The organism is Saccharopolyspora sp. NPDC049426, assembly GCF_040676935.1.
Taxonomy (GTDB): Bacteria; Actinomycetota; Actinomycetes; order Mycobacteriales; family Pseudonocardiaceae; genus Saccharopolyspora.
The window spans coordinates 422,750-446,808 of the sequence record NZ_JBFAPZ010000005.1 but is presented as its reverse complement, the minus strand read 5'-3'; the positions used below and the strand labels follow the sequence as shown (position 1 = coordinate 446,808).

23 protein-coding genes are annotated in these 24,059 nt (G+C 68.4%); 8 read left to right on the top strand and 15 right to left on the bottom strand.

Annotated elements, in window-relative coordinates:
* The first annotated feature begins 101 nt into the window (after nucleotides 1-101).
* The gene (locus tag AB0J78_RS13835) at nucleotides 102-1,109 is read left to right on the top strand and encodes an iron-siderophore ABC transporter substrate-binding protein (protein WP_363789272.1); all 1,008 of its coding nucleotides are present in this window, start codon (nucleotides 102-104) and stop codon (nucleotides 1,107-1,109) included.
* A 153-nt stretch (nucleotides 1,110-1,262) separates the two neighbouring features.
* Here AB0J78_RS13835 and AB0J78_RS13830 read toward each other — a convergent pair whose 3' ends face one another.
* The 7 genes from AB0J78_RS13830 to lpdA form a co-directional block, all read right to left on the bottom strand.
* Nucleotides 1,263-3,503, bottom strand: coding sequence for an N-acetylmuramoyl-L-alanine amidase (locus AB0J78_RS13830; protein ID WP_363789271.1), 2,241 nt, complete (start codon nucleotides 3,501-3,503; stop codon nucleotides 1,263-1,265).
* Nucleotides 3,504-3,535: 32 nt separating this feature from the next.
* Nucleotides 3,536-4,174, bottom strand: coding sequence for a DUF4232 domain-containing protein (locus AB0J78_RS13825; protein WP_363789270.1), 639 nt, complete (start codon nucleotides 4,172-4,174; stop codon nucleotides 3,536-3,538).
* Between the two features lie 36 nt (nucleotides 4,175-4,210).
* Nucleotides 4,211-4,834, bottom strand: coding sequence for a DUF4232 domain-containing protein (locus AB0J78_RS13820; RefSeq protein WP_363789269.1), 624 nt, complete (start codon nucleotides 4,832-4,834; stop codon nucleotides 4,211-4,213).
* A 352-nt stretch (nucleotides 4,835-5,186) separates the two neighbouring features.
* Complete coding sequence (locus tag AB0J78_RS13815) at nucleotides 5,187-6,434, bottom strand: pyruvate dehydrogenase complex dihydrolipoamide acetyltransferase (RefSeq protein WP_363789268.1); 1,248 nt, start codon at nucleotides 6,432-6,434, stop codon at nucleotides 5,187-5,189.
* Nucleotides 6,435-6,459: 25 nt separating this feature from the next.
* Nucleotides 6,460-7,455: an alpha-ketoacid dehydrogenase subunit beta gene (locus tag AB0J78_RS13810; RefSeq protein ID WP_132677341.1), complete on the bottom strand. Its 996-nt coding sequence runs from the start codon at nucleotides 7,453-7,455 to the stop codon at nucleotides 6,460-6,462.
* Between the two features lie 140 nt (nucleotides 7,456-7,595).
* Nucleotides 7,596-8,711 (bottom strand): pyruvate dehydrogenase (acetyl-transferring) E1 component subunit alpha, encoded by a 1,116-nt coding sequence (gene pdhA / locus AB0J78_RS13805; RefSeq protein WP_363789267.1) that lies wholly within the window; start codon nucleotides 8,709-8,711, stop codon nucleotides 7,596-7,598.
* Nucleotides 8,712-8,735: 24 nt separating this feature from the next.
* Nucleotides 8,736-10,196 carry a dihydrolipoyl dehydrogenase gene (lpdA, locus tag AB0J78_RS13800; protein WP_363789266.1) on the bottom strand — a complete coding sequence of 487 codons (1,461 nt, stop codon included), beginning with the start codon at nucleotides 10,194-10,196 and terminating at the stop codon, nucleotides 8,736-8,738.
* Nucleotides 10,197-10,532: 336 nt separating this feature from the next.
* Here lpdA and AB0J78_RS13795 point away from each other — a divergent pair, with 336 nt between their 5' ends.
* Entirely contained in the window at nucleotides 10,533-10,922 is a 390-nt protein-coding gene (locus AB0J78_RS13795) for a RidA family protein (RefSeq protein ID WP_363789265.1), read from the top strand.
* A gap of 104 nt (nucleotides 10,923-11,026) precedes the next feature.
* On the opposite strand, the gene AB0J78_RS13790 is transcribed toward AB0J78_RS13795, so the two are convergent.
* Genes AB0J78_RS13790 through AB0J78_RS13770 form a run of 5 tightly spaced genes read right to left on the bottom strand, consistent with a single transcriptional unit; the run spans nucleotide 11,027 to nucleotide 15,393 of the window.
* The gene (locus tag AB0J78_RS13790) at nucleotides 11,027-11,950 is read right to left on the bottom strand and encodes a DUF6346 domain-containing protein (protein WP_363789264.1); all 924 of its coding nucleotides are present in this window, start codon (nucleotides 11,948-11,950) and stop codon (nucleotides 11,027-11,029) included.
* Entirely contained in the window at nucleotides 11,947-13,332 is a 1,386-nt protein-coding gene (locus AB0J78_RS13785; RefSeq protein WP_363789263.1) for a hypothetical protein, read from the bottom strand. The genes AB0J78_RS13790 and AB0J78_RS13785 overlap by 4 nt, the downstream gene beginning before the upstream one ends.
* Nucleotides 13,329-13,637, bottom strand: coding sequence for a hypothetical protein (locus AB0J78_RS13780; protein ID WP_363789262.1), 309 nt, complete (start codon nucleotides 13,635-13,637; stop codon nucleotides 13,329-13,331). Before AB0J78_RS13780 ends, AB0J78_RS13785 begins: the two co-directional genes overlap by 4 nt.
* The gene (locus AB0J78_RS13775; protein WP_363789261.1) at nucleotides 13,634-14,146 is read right to left on the bottom strand and encodes a YbaB/EbfC family nucleoid-associated protein; all 513 of its coding nucleotides are present in this window, start codon (nucleotides 14,144-14,146) and stop codon (nucleotides 13,634-13,636) included. The genes AB0J78_RS13780 and AB0J78_RS13775 overlap by 4 nt, the downstream gene beginning before the upstream one ends.
* 38 nt (nucleotides 14,147-14,184) lie before the next feature.
* A complete protein-coding gene (locus tag AB0J78_RS13770; protein WP_363789260.1) occupies nucleotides 14,185-15,393 on the bottom strand; it encodes a helix-turn-helix domain-containing protein in 1,209 nt (402 codons plus the stop codon).
* A 298-nt stretch (nucleotides 15,394-15,691) separates the two neighbouring features.
* On the opposite strand from AB0J78_RS13770, the gene AB0J78_RS13765 reads away from it, so the two are divergent.
* The gene (locus AB0J78_RS13765) at nucleotides 15,692-15,844 is read left to right on the top strand and encodes a hypothetical protein (protein WP_363789259.1); all 153 of its coding nucleotides are present in this window, start codon (nucleotides 15,692-15,694) and stop codon (nucleotides 15,842-15,844) included.
* Between the two features lie 6 nt (nucleotides 15,845-15,850).
* On the opposite strand, the gene ligD is transcribed toward AB0J78_RS13765, so the two are convergent.
* Nucleotides 15,851-16,855, bottom strand: coding sequence for a non-homologous end-joining DNA ligase (ligD, locus tag AB0J78_RS13760; protein WP_363789258.1), 1,005 nt, complete (start codon nucleotides 16,853-16,855; stop codon nucleotides 15,851-15,853).
* A 142-nt stretch (nucleotides 16,856-16,997) separates the two neighbouring features.
* On the opposite strand from ligD, the gene AB0J78_RS13755 reads away from it, so the two are divergent.
* The 4 genes from AB0J78_RS13755 to AB0J78_RS13740 all read left to right on the top strand — a co-directional run bounded on the left by AB0J78_RS13755 (nucleotide 16,998) and on the right by AB0J78_RS13740 (nucleotide 19,717).
* A complete protein-coding gene (locus AB0J78_RS13755) occupies nucleotides 16,998-17,747 on the top strand; it encodes a thioredoxin domain-containing protein (protein WP_363789257.1) in 750 nt (249 codons plus the stop codon).
* Nucleotides 17,744-18,370 carry a vitamin K epoxide reductase family protein gene (locus AB0J78_RS13750; RefSeq protein WP_363789256.1) on the top strand — a complete coding sequence of 209 codons (627 nt, stop codon included), beginning with the start codon at nucleotides 17,744-17,746 and terminating at the stop codon, nucleotides 18,368-18,370. The genes AB0J78_RS13755 and AB0J78_RS13750 overlap by 4 nt, the downstream gene beginning before the upstream one ends.
* Nucleotides 18,371-18,470: 100 nt before the next feature.
* Nucleotides 18,471-18,911 (top strand): ATP-binding protein, encoded by a 441-nt coding sequence (locus AB0J78_RS13745; protein WP_363789255.1) that lies wholly within the window; start codon nucleotides 18,471-18,473, stop codon nucleotides 18,909-18,911.
* On the top strand, nucleotides 18,908-19,717 hold the full coding sequence (locus AB0J78_RS13740) for a SigB/SigF/SigG family RNA polymerase sigma factor (protein WP_363789254.1): 810 nt from the start codon (nucleotides 18,908-18,910) through the stop codon (nucleotides 19,715-19,717). Before AB0J78_RS13745 ends, AB0J78_RS13740 begins: the two co-directional genes overlap by 4 nt.
* 402 nt (nucleotides 19,718-20,119) lie before the next feature.
* On the opposite strand, the gene AB0J78_RS13735 is transcribed toward AB0J78_RS13740, so the two are convergent.
* Nucleotides 20,120-20,839 carry a M23 family metallopeptidase gene (locus tag AB0J78_RS13735; protein WP_363789253.1) on the bottom strand — a complete coding sequence of 240 codons (720 nt, stop codon included), beginning with the start codon at nucleotides 20,837-20,839 and terminating at the stop codon, nucleotides 20,120-20,122.
* Between the two features lie 789 nt (nucleotides 20,840-21,628).
* On the opposite strand from AB0J78_RS13735, the gene AB0J78_RS13730 reads away from it, so the two are divergent.
* The gene (locus AB0J78_RS13730; RefSeq protein WP_363789252.1) at nucleotides 21,629-22,534 is read left to right on the top strand and encodes a sulfite exporter TauE/SafE family protein; all 906 of its coding nucleotides are present in this window, start codon (nucleotides 21,629-21,631) and stop codon (nucleotides 22,532-22,534) included.
* Between the two features lie 269 nt (nucleotides 22,535-22,803).
* Here the strand turns inward: AB0J78_RS13730 and AB0J78_RS13725 are convergent, their stop codons facing one another.
* Nucleotides 22,804-23,973 (bottom strand): NAD-dependent epimerase/dehydratase family protein, encoded by a 1,170-nt coding sequence (locus AB0J78_RS13725; protein ID WP_363789251.1) that lies wholly within the window; start codon nucleotides 23,971-23,973, stop codon nucleotides 22,804-22,806.
* Nucleotides 23,974-24,059: the final 86 nt, after the last annotated feature.

Below are 24,059 nucleotides of genomic sequence, written 5' to 3'. Positions count from 1 at the left end.
ACCGATCGACCGCGGACAGATCGACGCCTGAGTTAGGTTAGCCTCTCTTACACTACTGCTCCGGGTGGTGAGCCCGGAACCGAACGAACAGGGACTCGGTTATGACTCCTCCCCCCAGCGTGATCGGCCGTCGAGGCTTCCTGATGGGCGCGACCGGACTCGTTGCGGCGGGCCTGGCCGCGTGCGGCAGCGGCGGCGGCGCGAACCCGAGCGGGAACGCGCCTTCCGGCCCCGGATTCCCGGTCCGCATCCCCAACCGCTACGGCGCGGCCGACATCCAGGCGGCACCGCAGCGCGTGGTCACCCTGGGCATCACCGACCACGACGTGCTGCTGCCGCTGGGCGTGATCCCCGCCGGCCTGACCAAGTGGGGCCCGTGGGAGAGCGGCGTCGGCCCGTGGGTGGAGCCCATGCTGGGCGGCCGGCGCCCGAAGGTCTTCGGCAGCGAGGTCGACGTCGAAGGCGTCATCGCCCTGGCACCCGAGGCGACCATCGCGCTGCAGAGCGCGCTGACCCAGGAGCAGTACAACCGGTTGAGCAGCTTCGCCCCGGTCGTGGCGCAGCCGCCGAACTCCATCGACTACGGCATCAACTGGCGGGTGCAGGCCGAGGCCATCGGACAGGCCCTCGGCAAGCAGGCCGAGGTCGCCGACCTCCTCGGCAAGACCCAGGCCCGCATCGATGAAACCCGCAAGGCCAACCCGGTTTTCGAGGGCAAGACGCACGTCGTGGTCCGCACCGACGCGGCAGGCACCTACGCGGCCTACACCAAGCAGGACGCCCGCACCGCGCTGCTGGAGCAGCTCGGGCTGCGCCTGTCCCCGGCGATCGAGGGCATGGACAGCGGCGGCAAGTTCAACGTCAAGGTCAGCAAGGAGCAGGTCTCGCTGCTCGACGCCGACGTCGTCATCGTCACCACGGCCAAGGCCACCGACGTCGAAGCGGTCCGCAAGGACGCGCTGCTGAACAACCTCCCGGCCGCCAAGCGGGGTTCCATGGTCCTGCTCGACGACTACGACCTCACCATGGCCCTGGGATCGGCAACGGTCTCCAGCATCCCCTACGCCCTCGACCACCTCACCCCGAAGCTCCTCGAAGCCCTGTCCTAACCGGCGGCCGGGATTCGAATTTCGCGCGAAGTTCGAGGCAGGACTTTGGCGTTCGAATTTCGCGCGAAATTCGAATCCCCTTGAACTCGGGCGTGTCCGCACAGGTCAGGAGCTTGGGTTTTCAAATTTCGCGCGAAATTCGAACTCTCGGGCCTACGCCTTGAGCGAGTCGACCAGGTCCGTCCAGGGCTCCCACGGGGAGTCCGGTTCGGGCTGGTGAGCGGTGACCATGTCACCGTCCCGGCCGATCGCGAACAGCGTGCAGGCGCCGTCCGGGCGGCTGATGGCGACCGGATCGCCTTCGAGCTCGCCGCCCAGGTCCGTCCACGCCGACCAGCCGCCGTGGGCGGACTGCTGCTCGGCGGTGTGGATCGCGCCCGCGGTGTCGCGGACGAACACCTCCAAGCGGCCGTTGGGGTTGAGACCGATCGCCGGGGTGCCGACGAAGTCACCGCCCAGGTCGGACCAGTTCCCGCCTTCGCCGGGCCGTTCCATGCTGTACAGCTGCTGGTCGTCGCCGACCGCGAGCAGCACGACCACGCCGTCGGCGAGACTCACCACCACGGGGTCGCCGGCCATGCTGCCGCCGAGGCCCTTCCACTCCGACCAGCCCGCGCCCGCGGTGCCCTGCGTGGACATCACAACCTCGCGCTGCGAGTTCCGGGCGAACACCGACACGGCTCCGTTCGCACCGAGCGCGATGGCGGGACGGCCGATGAGGTCACCGCCGTGGTCGTCCCAGTCGGTCCAGTGCCCGCCCCGACCGGCCTGCGCGGCGCTGTGCAGCTTGCCGTCCTTGCCGACCGCGAACAGCGCGAGCGCGCCGTCCGGCCGCAGCACCGCCACCGGGTCCTCCTCGATCTGACCGCGCAGACCGATCCACGGACTCCACTTCGCACCCTGCTGCGGGCACGACGCCGTGATCACCTCGCCATGGCGGTCGCGCACGAAAACGACCATGCCGCCTGAAGGTTCGCGCACCACGACCGGACGCCCCTCGGGCTCGCCACCGATGCCCAGCCAACCGACCCAGTCGCCACCGGGCGAGACCTGCCACGCGGTGACGACCTCACCGGACGTCGACGTCGCGAACGCCGACAGCGCACCATCCGGGCCGGGCAGGATCCCGGACCCGAACACGGTCGGCACCACCGGCTGCGGCGGCGGAGGCGGCTGCGGAGCAGGCGGCGCCGGAGGCTGCTGCGGCGGCCGACCCTGCGGGGGCTTGCCAGGCTGAGGCGGCACCGGCGGCTGGCCCTGGTTCGGCGGCTGCGGAGGGCCAGGCGGTGGCGGCACCGGCGGCTGGCCAGGATGCGGGGGCGGATTCGGCCCGGGCGGCGCGGGATGGACGGAACGGGCCGTCTCGTCGATCAGTCGACGCGCCTCCGCCTCCCGCTGATCGTAACGCTCAGGATGCGCCGAGTCCTGCACATCCTGAGAGAGTTGCCCCGCGCTGCGCCGATTGTTCTCGCGCTCCTTCTTCAGCGCTGCCTCGAAGAACTTCGTCGCCGCGTACCGCACGTCCATCAGCTGCGGCGGCGTTCCCCACCACTCCGGGCGTTGCTGGAACACTCCGAGCGAAGTGCTGTGCCCCCAGTTGAGGTTCGACATCTGGGATTCGACAAGACCGGTCTCGAACGCTGCCAGCATCACGTAATCGGAAACGTTCATGTGCTTGCCGACCAGGTAGACGACGCGCATCACCGCCGGATCCGGCGGGCCGGGATTTCCCCCGCGCGCGGGCGGGCTGTCGGGGATCGGTGGAAGGGGCGGCGGCCCCTGCGGAGGCTGCGGCTGGGGATGCGGCGCCGGTCCCGGTGGGTTCGGCTGCGGCGCGGGCGGATTCATCGCCGCTGCCACGTGCGCCCGGAACTGGTTGAGGTCGACGTTGCCCGGGTCGATCTTCCCGGTCACACTCGTCTCCTTGTGCCCACGCGTGTGTTCAGCAGGCACCCGAAGGTGGCGGAGCACCGCAGCGGTTGCACGGACCGCGGCGTCGTACTGCTCCCGAGACGGGTGCTGTTCCACACCGTGGTAGTCCCACTCAAATCCGATGTAGATGTCGTTTCCGCTCCCTGCGGCGGGCATCGGCCCGGACGCCTTGGCCTCACCAGCGTGGTTGGCCCGCCCTGCCGCGACCAGGTGGATGGAGCCGTCCAACCCGATCAACGCCTGGCACAGCGGGCCGTCGAGATCGGACCGCCCGTTGATGCACATGTCCAGCGTCGGCGCCGGTTTCTGGGGCGTGGTTCGCGTCGCCGTGTGGTGCTGCAGCACACCGACGGGTGCGGGCGGGCGTCCCTCCGCAGCACGATCCCGCCACCCCTCGGTCTCATGCACGTTGAGTCCGGCCGCGCGCAACACGTCGAGCAACCAGACAAATGGCTGTGGCATTCTTCCTCCCCTTGACTTCACAGGTCGGCTGGTCAGCCGCCCCAAACGTTGCGGAACGCAGTGGCATCGACGAGCCCGCCACGGCAGACCGCGCCGCGTCCCCAGACCGACTTGATCGCCTTGTCATCACCGGGCGGCGTGAACTGCAACGTCTCCGGCTCGACGCACGGTGACTGGTAGATGTCCCAGGTCAGGTCCAGTCCGGCGCTTTGGCTCTGCTCGATGGTGATCGTCGGCGGGTTCGCCTGCAGGCGGTTCAGCTCGGTGTCGACGGGCTTGCCGTTGAAGTCCACGAACTGCAATCCGCCATAGCCCCGGATCTGGCACGGCCGACCACCGATGTTGGTGACCTTCAGAGTCATGTGCGAGCCATCGGCCTGCGGGTAGTTCGGATCCAGCTGCAACTGCAGCTCCTCGGCAGCGCAGGCGAGGCCGTCTTCGGCTTCGGGTTCCTTCGACTTCGACGGCGCCTCCGAAGAATCCGAAGTGGACTCCGAACCGCTCGTCGGACTTTCCTGTGGTGGCGGCTGTGTCACCGTCACCGTCGCCGGTGGCTGCGGCGCCTGCGGTACCAGCTGGCCACAAGCGCTGGAAACAGCTACTGCTGCGAGCGCAGCCCCGAACGCGCCAAGGCGCTTCCCGTTGTTTTTCAAAGCCGACTTCATTTCCATCGCTTTTCCGCTTCTTCCGCGCAATTTCACCTGGCGTCAGTCCGAGTGGAGGTGGGTTCGTTCGACGCGACGATCGCCGCAGACCGTGCCGAAGTTCCAGTCCAGCGTGATTGACTCGGTGTTGTCCGGCGGATAGATGCGCACCTTTGCCGGATCGTCGACGCAATCACCTGTCTGGTAGATCCAGTACAGTTCCTGAGCCACGCCCTCGCGAGTACCGATGCTCATCGCCTCGGCGGGCAGTGTTCCCGCTTTGTCCACGAACGTCGCAGGCATGACAGCGCCAGTTCCATCCAGGAATTCGATCCGCGCATCACCTTCGATGGTGCACGCCTTGGCTCCGACGTTCGCCAGCCGCAGCTTCGTGCGCGATCCCCCGGCGGGCTGCGTGGGATCGTCGTGCAACCCGACGAGCGTGCCCGGGTAGAACCGGGCTCGGAGCTGCGACGTCTGACATGGCTTCTGGGTCGGGATCTCCTCTGGATGACTGACCTTCGTCTCCGAGGAGCCGCCCTGTTCCGAGGTCTCCTCCGAGGAACCCTGCGATTCGGCGCTCTCCTGCGGCGCGGGTTGGGTCACCGTCACCACTGCCGGTGGTTGCTGCGCCTGCGGCGCTTGCTGGCCGCAGGACACCGTCACCGCCGCGGTCGCGGCGATCAACGCCCCCAGGCGCTTCCCCCTGATTTTCAGCACTTCGCGGACCTGTCCTCCCCTTGTCACGCATCGGCCGAGCGGTCGGCCGGAATCCGGGGCGGGAGTCTTCCAAGCGGGCGATGTTCTCCAGGGCCATTTCCGTGAAAACGATAGGTAGATCACTGAATCAGCCGAGGCATTGGCGATGAATGGACAGCAACGCAACCCGATCGGCGGTATCCCCATTCCTGGAGCGATTGTTATTCGAGCGCGGAATGAGTATTTCTACTTGCACGACATGCTATTTCGAAATGCGAAAACGGCCGTTGCCGACCCCGGAGGAGGTCGGCAACGGCCGTTTCGGTTGCGGAGGAGAGGATCAGGCGATGATGCGGATCGGGTCCTCCAGCAGCGAGGTGAACTGCTGCAGGAACGCGGCACCGACCGCGCCGTCGACGGCGCGGTGGTCCGCCGAGAGCGTCACGCGCAGGATCTTGCGCGCCACGAACTCGCCGTCGCGGACCTGGACCTCGTCGCGGGCGGCGCCGACCGCCAGGATCGCCGCCTCCGGCGGGTTGATCACCGCGCTGAACTGCTCGATGCCGAACATGCCCAGGTTGGAGATCGAGAAGGTGCCACCGGACATCTCGTCGAGCTTCAGCTTGCCCTCACGCGCCCGGCCCGCCAGCTCGCGGCTCTCGGCGGCGATCTCCGAGACGCTCTTGCGGTCGGCGTCCTTGACCACCGGCACCACCAGACCGCCCTCGATCGCCACCGCGACGCCGAGGTTGATGCGCTTGTGCTGCAGCATCTTGTCGCCCGCGAAGGAGACGTTGACCGCCGGGTTGGCGCGCAGCGAGGTCGCCACGGCCTTGACGATCAGGTCGTTGACGCTGATCTTCGGGCCACCGGCCGACTGCAGGCGCTCGTTGAGGCTCGCCCGGAACTCCAGCAGTTCGGTGACGTCGATGGCGCTGGTCAGGTAGAAGTGCGGCGCGTTCTGCTTGCTCTCCGTCAGGCGCTTGGCGGTCACCTTCCGGATGTTGGACAGCGGGATCTCCTCGACGTCGTCGCTGACGACGGCCGGAGCGCTGGCCTGCGCGGCCGGAGCCGCGGTGGGCTCGGCCGGGGCCGCCGAGGCGGCGGTCTCGATGTCGGCGCGGATGATGCGCCCACCGGGACCGGAACCCCGCACGGTGCTCAGGTCCACGCCCTTCTCCTTGGCCACGGCCTTGGCCAGCGGCGAGGCCTTCGGCTTGCTCCCGGGCTCGGCCGGGGCCGCGGTCTCGACCGGAGCCGGGGCCGGAGCTGCGGGCGCTTCCTCGGCAGCGGGTTCGGCGGCGGCCGGAGCGGGGGTGGCGGGCGCCGGAGCCGCCTCGGCGGCGGAACCGGAACCGTCGCCGAGCACCGCGATCGGCTCCCCGATCGGAACGGTCGTGCCGGCCTCGACCAGGATCTTCTCCAGCACCCCGTCGTCGTAGGCCTCCAGCTCCATGAGGGCCTTGTCGGTCTCGATCTCGGCCACCACTTCGCCGCGCGCGACCTTGTCACCGACCTGCTTGTGCCAGTTCGCGATCACGCCCTCCTCCATGGTGTCGGAGAGCCTCGGCATCTGAATGTCAGTCATCGTCTTCCTCGGGTGAGCACGGGACTCAGCGGCGGCGGCCCACCGCGTCCAGGGTCTGGTGAACGGCGGTGGTCAGCGACTCCGCGGACGGCAGGGCGGCACGTTCCAGCGGCTTGGCGTAGGGCAGCGGCACCTCGGCCGCCGCGACCCGCCGCACCGGGGCGTCGAGGTAGTCGAAGGCACCGTCGGAGATCGAGGCCGCGATCTCCGCGCCGATGCCGTAGGTCAGCCAGTCGTCCTCGGCGACCACGGCGCACCCGGTCTTGCGCACGGACTGCACCACGGTGTCGCGGTCCAGCGGGCGCAGGCTGCGCAGGTCGATGACCTCGGCGTTGATGCCCTGCTCGTCGTGCAGCTTCTCGGCGACCTGCTGGGCGACGACGGCCATCCGCGAGTAGCCGATGATCGTGATGTCGGTGCCCTCGCGGGTCACCTTCGCCTTGCCGATCTCGGCGGGCTCCACCACGTCCGGGACCTCGCCCTTGGTGTTGTAGAGCGCGAGGTTCTCCAGGAACAGCACCGGGTCGTCGTCCCGGATCGAGGCCAGCAGCAGCGCCTTGGCGTCGGCGGGCGTGCTCGGCGCGACGACCTTCAGGCCCGGCACGAACGCGTAGTACAGCTCGATGTTCTGCGAGTGGGTGGCGCCCAGCTGCTGACCGCCGCCACCGGGGGTGCGCAGCACCATCGGGACGCTGGTCTGGCCGCCGAACATGCCGTAGATCTTGGCGGCGTGGTTGACGATCTGGTCGAGCGCGACCAGCGAGAAGTTGATCGTCATCAGCTCGACCACCGGGCGCAGGCCCAGCATCGCGGCGCCGACGGCCGCACCGACGAAGCCCTCTTCGGCGATCGGGGTGTCGCGGACGCGCTTCTCGCCGAACTCCTTGAGCAGGCCGGCGGTGATCTTGTAGGAGCCTTCGAAGACTCCGATCTCTTCGCCGATGAGGAGCACGTCCTCGTCGCGCCGCATCTCCTCCTGGAGGGTGTCGTGCAGCGCTTGGCGATAGGTCATGAGGGCCAAGGGATTTCTCCTGGACAGCGGTCAAGAGCGGCCCGAGGACCGGGGTTTCCCGTCTGGCGTCGAGAAACCCCGGTCACCGGGTTGCGATACGTGTGGCGGGGTGTCGCAAAAACCGCAAGGGGACTTGAGGATTCGACCCGTCAGTTGTGCACGAACAGCGGGTCGGCGGGCAGCCGTCGCGAGTCGTTGGCGACCGGCGTGGCGTAGGTGTAGTCGAACAGCGTCTCGACGTCGGGGTGCGGGCTGTCGTCGGCGAAGGCCACGGCGGCGTCTGCCTCGGCCTGCGCCTTGGTCTCGATCTCGACCGCCGCGTCCTCGTCGAGGACACCGGCCTGGATCAGCTCCGCGCGGAAGTTCGCGACGGGGTCGGCCTGCTTGGCCTTCTCCACCGACTCCTCGTCGCGGTACTTGCCCGGGTCGACCACGGAGTGGCCCTTGAGCCGCTCGCTGACCAGTTCCAGCAGCGCCGGACGGCCGGTCTCGCGGGCCTGCTCGACCAGCCGGGAAGCCGCGTCGCGGACCGCGAGGACGTCGTTGCCGTCCACCCGCTCGCCGTGCATCCGGTAGGCGGAAGCGCGCTTGTGCAGCTCCGACTCCGCCGAGGACTTCTCCACGGTGGTGCCCATGCCGAGCTGGTTGTTGATCACCACGAAGATCACCGGCAGGTTCCACAGCGCGGCGATGTTCAGCGCCTCGTGGAAGGCGCCGATGTTGGTGGTGCCGTCGCCCATCTGGCACATGACGACCTGGTCGCCGGAGCGGTAGTCGATGGCCAGCGCGGCACCGGTGGCCAGCGGGATCTGGCCGCCGACGATGCCGTACCCGCCGAGCAGACCGGCTTCGACGTCGAACATGTGCATCGAGCCGCCCCAGCCCTTGGAAGTGCCGGTGGTGCGGCCGTAGAGCTCGGCCATCACGCGGCCGGGCTCGATGCCCTTGGCGATGGCGTAGCCGTGCTCGCGGTAGTTGGTGAACAGCAGGTCGGTCTTGCGCAGCGAGCGCATCAGGCCGACGACCGAGGCCTCCTCACCGAGGTTGAGGTGGCAGTAGCCGCCGATCTTGGCCTGCGTGTAGCCCTGCGCGGCGCGCTCCTCGAAGCGGCGGATCAGGGTCATCTCGTAGAAGTAGTCGCGCAGCAGCTCGGGCGACTCTCCCGTGAAGCGGCCACGCTCAGCGGCCCGCGCCGAGGTGGAGCGCCGCGTCTTGGTCGCGCCGGTGCGCGTGGACGGCTTGCTGCGGGTGGCGGTCTGTGCCATCGCGGATCCCCTTGTCTCTTGCCTCTAGCGCTTCTTGGGCGGTGCTACGTGGACCGGCAGGCCGAGGGCGTTCATCGCGGCCTCCATGCCGACCTCGCCGAGGGTCGGGTGCGCGTGGATGGTCTCGGCGAGCTCGTCGAGGGTTGCCTCCAGCGCCATCGCCAGCGCGCCTTCGGTGATCAGGTCGCTGGCGGCGTGGCCGATGATGTGCACGCCCAGGACCTCGCCGTACTTCTTGCCGGCGACGATCTTCATGAAGCCCTCGGTGTCGCCGTAGCTCTGCGCGCGGCCGAGCGCGGCGAAGGGGAACTTCGCGGCGATGACGTCGTGCCCGGCGTCCTTGGCCTGCGCCTCGGTCAGACCGACGGAGGCGACCTCCGGGTGGGTGAAGGTGGCGGCCGGGATGACGTTGTAGTCGATCGCGGCGTGGTGCCCGGCGACGGTCTCGGCGGCGACGACGCCCTGGTGGGAGGCGACGTGCGCGAGCAGTGCCTTGCCGGTCACGTCGCCGATGGCGTAGACGTGCTCGACGTTGGTGCGCAGCTTGTCGTCGACGGTGATGAAACCGCGCTCGCTGGTGGCGATCCCGGTCTTGTCGAGGTCGAGGCTGGCGGTGTTGGGCTTGCGGCCCACGCCCACCAGGACGATGTCGGCGTCGATCTGCTGCGGCTTGGCGCCGTCCACGGTGACCTTCAGACCGCCGTCGGCCTGGTCGACGCGGGAGACGGTGGCCTCGGTGAGGACCTTGATGCCGCGCTTGGTGAAGGAGCGGCCCAGCGCCTTGCCGACCTCGGCGTCCTCGGCCGGGACGAGGGTCTTCTGCATCTCGATGATGCTGACCTCGCTGCCCAGGGTGGAGAACAGCGTCGCCCACTCGGCGCCGACCGCGCTGCCGCCGATGATGGCGATGCGGTTGGGGACCTCGGTGAGTCCGAAGGCGCCGTCGGAGGTGATCACGCCAGGCAGGTCCGCGCCGGGCAGCGGCAGCTGCACGGGGACCGAGCCGGTGGCGATGATGACGTCGGTGGCCTTGACCTGCTCGATCGGCTTCGCGCCTGCCGGTTCGGCGGCGTAGCGGGGGCCGTCGGCGCCCAGCGGGGACTCACCGGTGGCGTAGACGTCCACCGAGGTCGGGCCGGTGAAGCGGGCGTGACCGTTGATGACGGTGACGCCGTTGCCCTTGAGCAGGCCCGCGACGCCGTCGGTCAGGCCCTTGACGACGCTGGCCTTGCGGCGGGTGATCGCGTCGTAGTCGACGCTGACGCCCTCGACGTTGACGCCGAAATCGGCTGCGTGCAGCACGGTTTCGTAGACCTCGGCGGACCGCAGCATGGCCTTGGTCGGGATGCAGCCCCAGTTCAGGCACACACCCCCGGGCCGCTCCTTCTCCACAACGGCCACCGAGAGGCCGCGCTGCGCGGCCCGGATCGCGGCGACGTAGCCACCGGGGCCGCCGCCCACCACCAGAAGGTCGAACTCCTGCACTTCGCTGTGCTCCTTTGAACGCACGCGCCGGTTACCGACGACCCGCGTTCGTGAGCGGGCCATCCTCACCCAGAGTGTCGTGAGCACGACCACTTCCGCGCTATGCCCAGCCGCCCAGACTTTAGGACGACCAACTGTGCACATCGCACATCCCATGCCGTGACGGGCACAACATGTGGCATCGCGATTACAGAAGGCATCCGCGATCCCCGTCACAAACGGAACGTCGTCAGGCACAAAACCGCAGCACCTGCGGTTACGCCCGCTACCTGCGAAAAGAACCCAAAATTTTTCAACTATGCCCACTGCACAATCGGCGCCACCTAGCCTTGGCGCATGGCGGAACGACGCACGATCTCCAGCGGCTCGACCTTCGAGGACCAGATCGGATACGCGCGCGCCGTGATCGACGGCGACCGGGTCCACGTGGCCGGCACGACCGGTTTCGACTACACCGACATGACGATCTCGGACGACGTGGTGGAGCAGACCGAGCAGTGCCTGCGCAACATCGAGGCGGTGCTGACCGAGGCCCGCTGCACCTTCGCCGACGTGGTCCGGGTCCGCTACTTCCTCCCCGACCGCGACGACTTCCCGCCCTGCTGGCCGGTCCTCCGCCGCTACTTCGGCGAAACCCGGCCAGCAGGAACGATCCTCATCTGCGACCTCATCGACCCCCGGATGAAGATCGAAATCGAAGTCGAAGCCCTCCGAACCCCCAACTAGCCCAGCCCGCACCGCCCGAGCCCCCGGTGAGCGACGTCCTCAGCGACGAACGTGGTCATGGGCAGTGCCGAACCGCACTGCCCATGACCCGCTCCCCTGGCCCGTCAGGCGGCCGGTGCTGAATCCGCTCGGGCGGCGTTCGCTTCCTCCGGAGTCTTCCGCCAGGTCTGCCAGGCGCCGAGCGCGCAGCCGGCGCTGAGCACGCAGAGCAGGATGACCCCGACGACGGCGAAACCGTACCCGGCCGAGCCCGGCCAGGTGCCGATCGTCGCCCAGGGGACGGTGGGACCTGCGGCGTTGCCCGGGTCGTCGAACCCGACCGGCACCGGCTTGCCGACGTCGGCAGGGCTCAGCTGCGAACCGCCGAACGTGTGCCGGATCCGCTGCCCGGTCTCGTTGATCGTGATCTCCGCAGCGCACTGCCAGGTCGTCCCCAGCATCGACACGTCCCGCTCGCAGCTCCGCGCGATCGCGGTGCCGGTCGGTTCGACCTCAAGCTGCGAACCGGTGACGAACCAGCCGTGCAGGAGATAGGCCCCATAGCCGAAGGCGACGGCCAGCCCCAGGCTGAACCCGACCAGGTAGCGCTCGAAGCCGTCGAGGCCGCCCCGACCTCGCCCCGGCCGAAAACCGCGGTACAACGACCAGGCGCCGAGACCGACGAGCAGCACCTCCACCGGAACCGCCAACCCGTAGCTCGACGCGGGTTGGGCGATGCGCCACCCGTCGTGCACCGAGCCCCTGGCATCCGAATAGGACAGATCGACCCGCTGCCCGGGCTCCGCCCCGTCCAACCGACCGGCCGACACCGACAGCACCCCGTCGGGAGTCCGCACCTCGCAGCTCGACAGCAGCCCCAGGTAGACCCACTCCGGCGAGCAGGCCTGCACCTCGCCTTGGCCCGCAACAGGCCCACCTTGATCCCGATCGGCCAGGAAGTAGCCGTAGTGCAACAGCGCGGCCAGCAACAGCACCACACCGCCGACGATCCGAACAGGCGCCCGCTTCCGCACTTCCGACTTGCTCACTGTCCCCCCTCGTGATGCGGAAAGATCTGGCCGCGCATGGTGCGGTCACGTTCGGTCTGGGCCTTTTCCTCGTCGTCCTGGAGATAGCCCTTGTTCGCTTCCTTCGCACCTTCCTTGATGGCCGGAACAGCATCTCCGACGCCAGGTGCGAGGTGTCCGAAATCCCCGGAGCGGGCAGCGCGAATCCAGTTCTGGCCGTCCGTCATCCCCTTGCCCGCCGCGTTGTCGACCGCCTCGGCCGCGCGCCCGACAGCGGTCCCGGACAGCGGTCCGCTGGACGGCGCGTCGGCCCGCGCGGTCAGCCGGTCGTAGCCGAGCCCGGACGCATCCCGACCTTCAGCCACGTCCTGGCGGTTCCGCTGCCAGCTCTCCCTCGCCTTCTCGTCGAACTGGTCGGCCTTCTGCCTCAGCTGATCGGCCTGGTCGGTGCGCCGCTGCGTGAAGTCGTCGAGCTTCTGGTCCCGAGCCTCCTGCTTGTCGGCGCGACGGTTCATCTGGTCGGCGAGACCCTCTTCCCTGCGCTTGAGAGCGCTGTCCAAGGGCGTGTCCCCAGCGCGGTTGGCCGCGCTCTGCGCGAGTTCGTCGGCGCGACGGCGCAGCGCGTCGGTGGCACCGCGCGCGACCCCACCGAGTTCGTCGAGCGCGCGGAAGAGGGTCTTGAGGTGCTGAGCGATCTTGCCCGCGATCTCGACGACCTTGATCCCCGCCCGGGTGATGAAGGCCGCCACCGAGGCGCCCGCGGTCGGGACCGACGCGGCCATCGCGGGCAAACCCCAGGTCAACAAAGTCCCGGCGAGCTCAGCGATCAGATCGCGGATCAACGCCCGCGTCGCTGCGACGCACACTCCCGCCGTTTTGATCTTGCTGGCAGCGGTGGCCGCTCCGGCGCTCGCGTTGGCGACGTGCTCGGCGAGGGTCTTCGCCTCACCTCGGTACGCCTCCCCCGACTGCTCTTGCCAGGAGTCGACGTCTCGCAGCGCGGCTTTGTACTGCTCGCCGACCTCCTTCAAGTGGTCGGAGATGTTCTTGAAGGTGTTCGAAGCGGCCTCGATCGCCGGCGGATCACCGGTGAGGTCGTCGAACGGCTCGCGGATGAAACCGACGTTCTCGATGATCCACCCGACGGCCGACGACGCCAGGGTGCCCAGCGGATCGACCACGGCGCCCGCCGCGTCGAGCCCCAGCGAGGCCACGTCGATGCCCAGCTGAACCGGCTCGATCTCCTTGCGCAGCTCCTCATCGACGCCGTCGCCGTTGGTGTCCTTCTTGATGGTCTCCGCGGGGTTGTTGAGGTTGGCGCCGATGTCCTCCATCGTGTCGAGGGGCCCGGCGCCGGTGAACATCTTCCCGTCGTCTTGCGGCTTCGCCACCAGATCGTTCATCGTGCGGCCCCCTCGACCTGGCTCTTGCCGTGCTCATCGCGTTCCCGCATCTCCTTCGCCGAGTCCAGGACTCGGTTGCCGGAGGCGTCCACGGCCTTGGGCAGCTGCTGCAGCATCTGCTGGGCCGCCGCGAGTTCCTCATCGAAGAGCTGCGCCCACGGAGCGCAGAGCACGCCCATGGACTCCTCTTCAACCTTCACCTCGGTCGCGGCGTCGTGCGCCTTCTGCAGGGCCTCGGTGAGCTCGCCGGTCAGCTGTTGACCGTGCTTGTGAACCGCGTTCGGGTCCGCCTTCATCCCGCTCATCGACGGCCTCCACGAGGGTTCCAGTCGTCGAACTCGTCGTACTCGTCCAGTTCGATGCTCGGCGCCGACGGACGCCGGGCCTGCTCCGGAGCCGTTCCGGCGGCGTCGGCCTTGGCGATACCGGATTCGATCTGCTCGCTCAGGAAGTTCATGGCCTCCCCGTCGCCGAGCATCGGGCGCATGCTCTCCTGGGCGGCCTGTGCCGCTTTGGCCTGCGCAGTGCGAATCGTTTCGATGATCAGGCGCCCGAGGGCGTCGTGTCCGAGCTGCATCGCCTTCGATGTGAGCCGCAGCTCCTCGATCGCGCCACCGATGCCGGCTGCCACCTCGACGCTTCCGTCGGGGCTCGTCGCCTCACCTCGTGCGTTCTGCATTGCCTCTTGCGAGGCCTCCAGCTGCCGCTGAAGCTGCTCAGCCTTCTTCTCGAAGTCCTCGAGATAGCGATGCGGATCCATGTCCCCCGTTCGTCTGCGGCGTTCGGTGTCCGTAGTTACCAGAACAGCCAGCACAGCGGGAAGTTTTCGGCGAAACCGTCACGTCCGCGGCATCAGCGCTGCCGGTCGTCGCGGAGGTTGAGGGTGGACAGGGCCAGGGAGAGGGAGACGTAGGCCGTGCGGCCGTGGAGGGGTTGGCCGATCAGCGTCGTGATGCGGTGGAGGCGGTTGAGGACCGTGTTGCGGTGGCAGTGGAGGCGGACCGCGGCGTTGGCGGTGGAGCAGTTCTCCTCCAGCCAGGCGGTGAGGGTGTCCAGGAGCATGTCGCGCTCCTTGGGCGGCAGTTCCAGGACGGGACCGAGCTGGGTTTCCAGCAGTCGTTGCGCCAGGTCCGGCGACTGCACCAGCAGGGCTTCGGGGAAGCGCTCCTCCAGGGTGACCAGCTCGGTGGCACCGTGCGCCGAGGTGCCCAGCGTGGTCAGGGCAAGCTGGTGGGCGAGGCCGATCTCGGCGAGGCCCTGCACCTTCGGTGAGACCGCGACGCGGGCGCGGGCCAGCGGTCGCAGCGCGTCGAGGGCCAGCGCCGCCGGGTGCTGCTCCAGGGCGACCAGGCCGACGAGGGAGTCGGCGCGGACCTGCCAGACGGAGCGGAAGTGCAGCGCGGCCAGCGCCTCGGAGTGCCCGCGCAGCGCGAAACCACCGTCGTCGGTCATCTCGGCGACCACCACCAGGTACGCGCCGCCGGTGGGCAGGTCGAGCTCCTTGGCGGTGCGCTGGGCGAAGGCGACGTCGCGGGCGCGGCCGGCCAGCAGGTCCTCCACCAGCGCGTGCCTGCGCTGGTCGTCGCGGCGCAGCCGCTCCAGCTCGGTGTTGCGGTAGAAGGTCGACAGCGTCGAGGACAGGCCGTCGATGACCCGCCAGATCGACGTGGCCACGCCCAGCACCGCGTCCGGATCGGCCCCGTCGCGGTGCGCCTGGTCGACCAGCGCTTCCCACACCACGCGCCCGCCCAGCCGGAACGTCCGCAGCATGACCTCCAGCGGCACGCCCTGCTCGGCGCGGCGGCGGCCGATGGCGGCGGCGACGTCGTCGTCCCGATCGGAGATGTCGACCTCGCCGCTGAGGATCTGCAGGATCCGCTCCAGGTACTGCCGACAGCCCTCCCACAGGTCTTCCTTGGGCACCGGCCGGTAGTCGGTCCACTCGGGGTTGTCGGTGAAGATCGCGGACATCAGCCGCTCGGTCAAGGCCGGGACGTCGTCCAGTCCGGCTTTGGCCAGCGCGCGGGTGACTTTCGGGAGATCGGCAGGATCGGCTACCACGCTCTGCGACGATACCGGTCACAGCGATGCGGCGAGGCCGAGAACGCCGATCCCACCGCTGTCGGCACCACACCTCAGGGTCACTGATCCATCACTTAGAGCGAGCGGGATTCGGCTCCGATGAACTCGGAATCCGGTCGCCGCCAGAATGTTCCGCATCACACCAGAAAGTTGTGACGGGGGCGTTAACGTTGCCGCCTCTCCCGCCGACACCTGGTGTGGGACGCGTTCTCCGGCACTCGCCGGGAGCCCCCCACCTCCACCACTCCGCACGACATTTCTCAGGGAGAGCAGCGCGATGCAGATCAACAGCCGCACGATCGTGTCGGTTGTAGCGACGGTTTCGATGGTCGTCATGACCGTTCTGCTCGCGGTGTTCAGTCCTCCGACCCATACGGGCCAACAGATCGAGCAGGCCGCCAACCAGGCCCCGATCGTCTCCCAGCGCTGAGGCGCGTCACTCGCGGCGCACGTCGCCGGCCGGTTTGTCGTTGCGCAGACCCGAAAACCTGGGGTGCCGGAGCTTCCCGTCGCCGGTCCACTCGCTGAAGCCGACCTCGGCGACCAGCTCCGGCTCCACCCAGTGCGCCCCGGGTTCCCGGATCGGGTCGTGGAACGGTGAGTCCTCGCGGGCGAGCTCGTCCAGCTTCGCGGACAGCTCGCGCAGCGTCCGCTCGTCGTACCCGGTGCCGACCTTGCCCGCGTAGCGCAGGCCGTCGGTGTCGTAGTAGCCGACCAGCAGCGCGCCGAAACCGGACCGGGAGCCCTTGGGATCGGTGTAGCCGCCGATCACGAACTCCTGGCCGGAGACGCACTTGAACTTCAGCCAGTCCCGGCCGCGCCCGGACCGGTAGGGCTGATCGGCCCGCTTGGCGATCAGTCCTTCCCAGCCGCGCGCGCACGCCTGCGCGAAGAACTCCTCTCCGTCGCCGCTGCGGTGCTGGCTGAACCGCAGCGGATCGGTGAACTCGAAGCACTCGCGCAGCAGCCGCTTGCGGGTTCGCAGCGGCAGCCGGGTCAGGTCCACACCGCCGAAGGCGATCAGGTCGAAGACGTAGTAGTAGATCGCGACGCCGGTGCGGCGGGCGGTCGCGGCGTCGGTGAGGTGCATCCGCTTCTGCAGCCGGGCGAAGCTCGTCTGGTCGCCTTCGAAGGCCACGACTTCCCCGTCCACGACGAAGTTCGACGCGCTCTGGGCCGCGAGCGCCTCGGCGATCTCCGGGTAGGAGGGGTCGACCCGCTTGCGGTTGCGCGACCACAGCTGCGGCTCGCCGCCGTCGGCCCCGGCGATCAACCGGACACCGTCGAGCTTGCGCTCGTAGATCCACTTCTCGTCGGAGAACTCGTGCCTGGTGAGGGTGGCCAGCGCGGGCGAGTACCACGTCCCGCCTGGCCAGGCCCGCAGCGCAGCGCGCGATTCGTCGTCGAGCAGGCCCGCCAGATCGGTCATGCGCGTCAGCATCACCCCTCCTCGGATCACCGACAAGCTGAGAGCTCGCTGTGAAGGTGCTGTGAGAGCACCCCCGCAGAATTTCCCGACCGGGTGAATGCGCGAGACTGTTTTGGTCGGTTCCCCTCACAACCGCCGAAGGTGAATGCGCACGATGTCGAAGAACCAGAACCCGGTGACCCAGAAGAGCGGGCTCTCCACCAACGTCATCCTCACCGTCGTGGTGGTGGTCGTCGCAGTGCTGGTGATCGGTGGTGTGCTGCTGTTCAACCGCTCCGGCGACAGCGGTGGCGGCGCCGGCAGCGGACAGCCCCCGGTTGCGGCCGAGGTGCTGCGCAAGCCCGACAGCAACGTGCTCACCGAGGCGCCCGACGCCAAGGTCACCGTCACCGAGTTCCTCGATTACCAGTGCTCGTCGTGCTACGGGTACTACTCGCAGATGACCAAGAAGATCGAGAACGACTACGCAGGCCGGATCACGTTCGTCACGCGCAACTACCCGCTGCAGATGCACCCGCTGGGGCAGCCCGCCGCGCGCGCCGCCGAGGCCGCCGCGCTGCAGGGCAAGTACAAGGAGATGTACCACGCCCTGTTCGACAACTGGGCAGCCTGGGCGACCGTGAGCGCGGACGAGCTCAACAGCGACGAGGCCAAGGCCAAGGCGGAGTTCGAGAAGTACGCGCAGCAGATCGGTTTGGACGTCAACCGCTTCAAGCAGGACATGGTTTCGCCCAGCGTCCAGGCCAAGATCGACCGCGACGTTGCCGACGGCGAGACCGCCGGGGTCTCGGGCACCCCGACGATCTTCATCAACGGCCAGAAGTTCGACCAGGGCAGCGCGCAGAGCATGGCCGAGGTCGACCAGGCGTTCCGCAAGCAGCTGGACCAGGAGCTGGCGAAGTGACCACCGCCCACGCCGTCGAACACGCCGCACCCGGCGCGCAGCGGCCCGCCGCCGGTCCGCGCGGCCTGGCCTGGCTCTACGTCGTGGGCGGCGCGATCGGGTTCGTCGCCTCGTTCGCGCTGATCGTCGAGAAGCTCGCCAAGCTGTCGAATCCGGGCTACGTGCCCTCGTGCAGCCTCAATCCGATCGTGTCCTGCGGTTCGGTGATGGACAGCTCGCAGGCGGCGCTGCTGGGCTTCCCGAACCCGCTGATCGGCGTCGCGGCGTTCCCGGTCGTGGTCACCGCGGGCGTCGCGGTGCTGACCGGGTACCGCCCGCCGCGCTGGTTCTGGCTGGGCATGCAGGTGGGGACCACGCTGGCCGTGGTGTTCATCCACTGGCTGATCGTGCAGAGCCTGTACTCCATCGGCGCGCTGTGTCCGTACTGCATGGTCGTCTGGGTGGTCACGATCCCGCTGTTCTGGTACACGACCTTGCACAACCTCCGCGAGGGCCACTTCGGCGGCGGCCGGTCCCTCGGCGTGGCGTTGAGCCGGTTTCACAGCCTCGTGGTCGTAGTGTGGTACGTCGTGATCGTGGCTCTGATCTTGCAACGCTTCTGGGATTACTGGACGGGTCGCTGATCGGGCGTGGAGTTTGCACGACCGGGGTCACGGGTACCAGGAAGCCGCAAGGGCAGGTCACCGTGAGTGAACGCCGCTCCGAGACGAGGTGGTCGTCGAAATGAGCGTGGAACGCGAGGTCGCGCAGGTCGAGCCTGCGACTTCCGCTCCGAATCAGGTCGAGGTGCGGGTCCGGGCAGAGCCCGACCAGCTGTCGGTGATGCGGGCCGTCGTGGCCGACCTGGCCATGCGCGCCGACCACGACGTCGACTCGATCGCGGATCTGCGGCTGGCCGTCGACGAGGCGTGCTCATCGCTGGTCCGGCTGGCAGCACCGGAGGCCACCCTCGTCTGCCGGTTCCGGCTGTCCGGTGAGCAGCTGTGGATCACCGCAGAAGTGCTCAGCAAGAACGATTTCGGGCCCCGCAAGGACACTTTCAGCTGGCGCGTGCTCAGCGCGTTGGCCGACGCTGTGTCAACCTCGGTCGAGTCGGATCCCGCTGCCAACGGCAGCCACCTGGTGCGGATCGAGTTGACCAAGGGACGGACGGCTCAGGTGTGAGACGAGCGGATTCCACTCAGTCACGCAACGAGCGCTACGACAGGCTGGCGCCGCTGTTCGGCGAGCTCGCGAAGCTGGGCGAGAAGGATCCACGACGTTCCGAGCTCCGCGACCGGCTGGTCACCGAGCACCTGCCGGTCGCCGAGCACATCGCCCGGCGCTTCAGCCACCGCGGCGAGTCCCAGGAGGACCTGACGCAGGTCGCGGTGCTGGGCCTGATCAACGCGGTCGACCGCTTCGACCCCGAGCGCGGGGTCGACTTCCTGTCCTACGCGGTCCCGACGATCATGGGCGAGGTCCGCAGGCACTTCCGCGACACCGGCTGGGCGGTGCGGATGCCGCGCCGCCTGCAGGAGCTCCACCTGTCGGTCTCGGCCGCGATCGCGCGGCTCTCGCAGGAGCTGGGGCGCGCCCCCACCCCCAGCGAGCTGGCGAAGGACCTCGGCATCAGCGTCAACGACGTCTACCACGGGCTGGAGGCGGGCAACGCCTACCGCAGCGCCTCGCTGGACGAGCTGCTCACCGACACCGACGAGATCCCGCTCGGTGATGCGATCGGGTCGGACGACGCCGAGCTGGCCGAGGTGGAGAACCGCGAGATGGTCCGGCCGCTGCTGGAGGAGCTGCCCGAGCGGGAGCGCCGCATCCTGGTGATGCGCTTCTTCCGCGGCATGACGCAGACGCAGATCGCCGAACAGGTCGGCATCTCGCAGATGCACGTCTCGCGCCTGCTGTCGCGAACCCTGGTGTGGCTGCGCCAGCGCCTGGAGGACGACGCGCCGACTCCGCAGCCCACGGAGCCGTGAGCAATTGAGTAGAAGAGCGGAGTTCCCGCCCCGTCCGGTCGGCTAGCGTTGTTCTTGATCGAGGCAGAGCAGCCGAGGGAGGACACATGGGTGTGCGGATCGACCTGGCAAGGCTCGCGGGAACCACGGACCACCCGGACCGATCGGCCGACGAACCGGAGGCGAGGCGCCGCCTGATGGCCCTACCGCGCCTCCCGCGGCGCAGGACCGAATCCACGACCAGGACGACAGCGTCCTGAACTTGGTGAACCGCCCGGGGTCTGTCGGGGGGAGGCGGACCCCGGGCGGCCGTTCTCGGGTGGCACCGCACTCGGTGCCCGGCTCTGTTCGATGAGGCGGCGTAGCCGCTCTGCTTCAGGTGCGGGACTCAACCCGCACCGCCACGCAGACCAACCACGAACCTCAAGAAACGTCGATGCCTCGTTCTCTCAGCCAGGGCAGCGGGTTGATCTTCGTCCCGTCTTCGTGGACCTCGAAGTGCAGGTGAGGACCGGTCGACTGGCCGCGGTTGCCCATGGTGGCGATCTGCTCGCCGGCGCCGACCCGCTGCCCTTCGTCAGCCACGATCGTGTTGACGTGGCCGTAGACGGTGATCGTGCCGTCGTCGTGCTGCACCCGGACCCACATGCCGAACCCGCTGGCCGGGCCGGCTTCGATGACCTCGCCGGGCGCCACCGAGTAGATCGGCGTGCCGATGCTGTTGGCGATGTCGATGCCCATGTGGCTGCTGCCCCAGCGGGAGCCGAAGCCGGAGGTGTACCGGCCTTCGGCGGGGCTGTGGAAGCCGGCGGCCTTGCGCGCCTTCTCCTCAGCGGCCCGCTGCGCCTCGGCCGCGGCTTGAGCGGCCTGGGCCGCCGCTTGGCGGGCGGCCTCCTGGCGGACGATGCGCTCGGCCTCGATTGCCTTGGCCTTGGCCAGCTCCTGCGCTTCGGGCTGCTGTTCGGGTACTTGTTCCTTGAGCAGCCGGACGGCTGCGGGGCTGTTCTGAGTGCCGGTGATCGCGGTGCTCAGCTTCTTGGTCCCGGCCAGGGGCCGGATGTCGCGCTGCTGGTCGGAGCCCGCGTTCGCGGCGAGGGGCTGACCCACTGCCGCGAACGCGCCTCCGGCGACCACCGCAGCCACAACCTTGTTGCGGAGCGGAAGGCCGGCTGTCGGGGGGAGCCGGTCTTCCTTGCGATGCTTGCCCATCACTGCCTTCCGTCGGGGGTCGGTCCGGCCACTCCCGCGTCGGGGGGTGCGGGCAAGAGCTCTTCGGGGAAAGAGACCTTGTCGTGATCGAACCGTGACGTGCAGATCAGAACGTAGCTGACAGTCACAGCAAGCCGCAACCGATGACTCACCCAGCAGATGGTTCACCCGGCTGCGCCATACAAACCGTGACTTTCAGTGACTGACTGAGATCGCCGTTCGATAACATCAACACCCGGACCAGCCTGCGGAGAAGCCGTTTTCGGCAACCGGCCCACACCACCGGAAGCCCCTTGATTCGAACAGTTCGCGCAGGTCACACGGATGATCAAAGGTAGATCGCCAAGGCGCGCAACGGCTGTCAGATCAACTATCCGCAGTTAGATCGTCCATAGTGGACAAAAAGGGGCCGGGCCGGTGCAAGATCAATTCGGTCGGATGGTGTCCTTCGACACAAGACACCCTCGAACGGCCTAAAAAACCTTCCCGCACTCTGGGAGACGCTGCCACTCGAACGCGGGATCTGTTTCACTGTTCCCCATGACGCCCGGTGATCAGTGGCGGCTGCTGTCGCAGCGCCTCCACGTCGACCTGCGCCGCGTCACCTCCGCACGGTGTCGGCGCTCGCACTAGCCCCTAGTCGCGCCCACCTGTCCGCAGCACCATCCCGCCACGAGCCCTCGCGCCCGCGAACTCGTCGCGCCTCGACTCCTCGGAGACATCGTGCAAGCATTCCTGATCTTCGCGATCGGCGGTTTCATCGCGCAGCTGGTCGACGGCTCGCTAGGCATGGCCTACGGCGTCACCTCGACGACCATCCTGCTGACCGCCGGACTCACCCCGGCGCTGGCTTCCGCCTCGGTGCACCTCGCCGAGATCGGAACGTCGGTCGCCTCCGGCATCTCGCACTGGAGGTTCGGCAACGTCGACTGGAAGATCGTGCTCACCCTGGGCGTGCCGGGCGCGATCGGCGCCTTCCTCGGCGCGACCGCGCTGAGCAACATCTCCACCGAAGCCGCCGAGCCCTGGATGTCGACGATCCTGCTCGCGCTGGGCGTCTACGTGCTGCTGCGCTTCGCCATCCGGCCGCTGCGCCGCCGCCAGCTCACCGGCGTCAGCCCCAAGCTGCTGGCTCCGCTGGGCCTGGTCGCGGGGTTCGTCGACGCCACCGGCGGTGGCGGCTGGGGCCCGGTCTCGACGCCCACGCTGCTGAGCACCGGCAAGGTCGAGCCGCGCAAGGTCATCGGCTCGGTCGACACCAGCGAGTTCCTGATCGCGGTGGCGGCGAGCCTGGGCTTCCTGTTGTCGCTGGCCGACCAGAAGCTGTCCTGGATGACCGTGGGCGCACTGCTGCTGGGCGGCGTCCTCGCCGCACCGCTGGCCGCCTACCTGGTCCGGATCGTGCCGATGCGGCTGATCGGCGTCGGCGCCGGCGGCCTGATCGTGCTGACCAACGCGCGCACGCTGATCAAGGCGTTCGACCTGCCCGCCCCGACCCCCGCGGTGATCTACGGAGCGATCGTCGTGGCCTGGGTGGCCGCACTGGCTTACACCATTCGTGTGATCATCAGCGAGCGTCGCGAGATCGAAGACCTCGAGGAAGAGGTCCCGGCCACGGCCCACAGCTGAGCAGGCGCAGGACGGTTTCCACCCCTGTTCCGACCCGCGCGCGGGACGCGAGAGCCCGTCGGGTTTGGGAGGGAAACCGTCCGTTTGCCGGTTCCGGGCGCGAGGCGATGGCCGTTAACCAACGTTCACAGCAGGTTCGAGATTTACCCACGTGCCGTATCGCAGAGATCATCCGCGAGGGCTAATGTTCGAAACTGCCGCGTGGAAGCCCCCCGACACGCGGTAAGGAGCCCCGGGCCGAACAGCCCGGGGCACCCTTCTGGATCCGCTTACTTCTCGTCGCGCATCGGGTTGCTGGCCTTGCGCCAGTTCACCGTCGGCCGCATCGCCGCGAGGTCGACCCGGTGCTTGTGCTTGTCCGCCACCTCGAACAGCGACTCGATGAGCGTGTTCGACAGCAGGTGCGGCTCCAGGCCCAGCTCCACCAGACCGGTGTGCTTGACGTTGTAGTAGTGCTCGCCCTGCTCGACCCGCGGGTTGTCGACGTGCTCGATCTCGACCTGGCCGTCGAAGTTGTTGGCGATGGTCTTGGCGATCTCACCCACCGAGTAGCTCTCGGTGATCTGGTTGAACACCCGGAACTCGCCGCGGTCGGCCGGGTTCTCGGCCGCCAGCCGGATGCACTCCACGGTGTCCCGGATGTCGATCATGCCCCGGGTCTGCCCGCCCGGCGTGTACACCGTCAGCGGGTGCCCCAGCACCGCCTGGATGACGAACCGGTTGAGGACCGTGCCGAAGATGGCGTCGTAGTCGAACCGGGTCGCCAGCCTCGGGTCCCGCACCGTCTGCGGGGTCTCCTGCCCGTAGACCACGCCCTGGTTGAGGTCGGTCGCCCGCAAACCCCAGATGCGGCAGGCGAACTCGATGTTGTGGCTGTCGTGCACCTTGCTCAGGTGGTAGAAGGAGCCCGGCTTCTTCGGGTAGAGCATCCGGTCGGTCCGCCCGTTGTGGGTGACCTCCAGCCAGCCCTCCTCGATGTCGATGTTGGGCGTCCCGTACTCGCCCATCGTGCCCAGCTTGACCAGGTGGATCTCCGGGTCGACCTCCTGGATCGCGAACAGCACGTTGAGGTTGCCGACCACGTTGTTCTGCTGGGTGTAGACCGCGTGCTTGCGGTCGATCATCGAGTACGGCGCCGCACGCTGCTCGGCGAAGTGCACGATGGTGTCCGGCCGGAAGTCGGCGATCATCTCGATCGTGAAGTCACCGTCGACGAGGTCGCCGTAGTAGTGCTTGATGGTCTTCCCGGAGACCTCGCGCCAGGCGTCCAGGCGGACCTGCATCGGCTCGATCGGCACGAGGCTCTCGACGCCCATCTCGTGGTCGTAGCCCCGACGGGCGTAGTTGTCCGCCACGGCGACTTCGTGACCGCGGTCGGACAAATGCAGAGCGGTCGGCCAACCGAGATAGCCGTCCCCTCCGAGGACGAGGATTCGCACGCCTGTCTCCCTCTTTCCAGCCGGTAGTGCAGCATGAACATCACGCATGCTCTCATCTCTTCAACAGTCCAAGAAGACCACGCACA